Source organism: Protofrankia sp. CiP1_Cm_nod3 (assembly GCF_982290655.1).
In genome coordinates, this window is the sequence record NZ_CEVIVD010000271.1 from 3,137 (window position 1) to 4,237 (window position 1,101).

Genomic DNA, 1,101 nt, shown 5'->3' on the forward strand with positions numbered 1-1,101 from the left:
CCCGGGACGTCGCCGGGGATCGCGGTGCCGAGGAAGACCCGCTGGGTGTTGATGCCCTTGTGGACCGAGCCGGGTGCGACGGTCGGGGCGGCGCCGAAGAACACCGTGCGGGCGAGCCGCCTGGTCAGCGCCCGCTGGCCGAACAGCGGCTTCTCCTTGTCGATGCGCGCCGGCTCGGAGTTCGGGCCGTCGACATCGGCGTCGATGATCGTCTTCCAGGAGTCCTGGAGGTACTGGGTCAGCTCGGCGTTCACGTTCGCGGTGGCGAGCGGGATCGAACCCGGCATGATCAACGGTGACGCGTCCTCGCCCGTCCAGAGCGCGTGGATCACCGTGCTCATCAGCCGCAGCACACCGCGGGTGCGCTGGAAGCGCTCCAGCGAGGACCACTCCTCGTAGAGGGTGTCGAACGTCTCCGGGTGGATCGGGTAGGTCCGCTTGATGCGGTACTCGTACGCCGTGTCGCGCGCCTCACGCGGGAAGTCGTCGGTGTACTTGCGGTACAGCTCCACGTACGCCCTGGCGGTCGCTCCGATCGAGGCGAGCGCGGCGGCGTCGGGCTGTTTGAACAGCCGCTGCTTGACGATGTGGTAGGCCTCGTCCGACGACGCCGGGCGCCACTGGTCGGCCACCCGGCGCACGACGTTCTGGAGCCGCTTCAAGGCTTCCAGCCCGTTGGTGCCGCCGACCTCCTCGGCGTTCCCGGCCACGGTCTCGGAGTCGTCCCCGCTCTCGGAGGCAGGGATCGAGATCGCGAGCAGGACGCCTGAGGTGCCCTTGGCGGTCTCGGTCAGCGACTGGGCGAAGGTGAACTGGTCGTCGAACGTGCCGCCCGCGAGGTCGTCGCGGCCGACGAGCGAGCGGGCGTAGGCGACCCACTCGTCGATCAGGATGACGGCGGGCGCGTACGTCGCCAGCAGCGTGTGGAGCGCGTCGCCGGGGTGGGTGCGGTCGCTGTCCGCGGTGGCGACGATGGCGTACGCCTCGGCACCGCCGAGCTGCCAGGCCAGCTCACCCCAGATCGTGTTGACGCGGGTGCCGTCGTCCTTGGTGACACCGGACGGGCTGAGGTGGTTGCCCACGATCGCGACCCGGTTCACC

At 70.0% G+C, this 1,101-nt stretch carries 1 protein-coding gene; it reads right to left on the minus strand.

Annotation, left to right across the window (positions count from 1 at the left end):
• The coding region (locus AC5LUJ_RS24130; protein WP_493465857.1) for a DUF499 family protein at positions 1 to 1,082 on the minus strand (1,082 nt) is incomplete at its 3' end.
• Positions 1,083 to 1,101 lie beyond the last annotated feature (19 nt).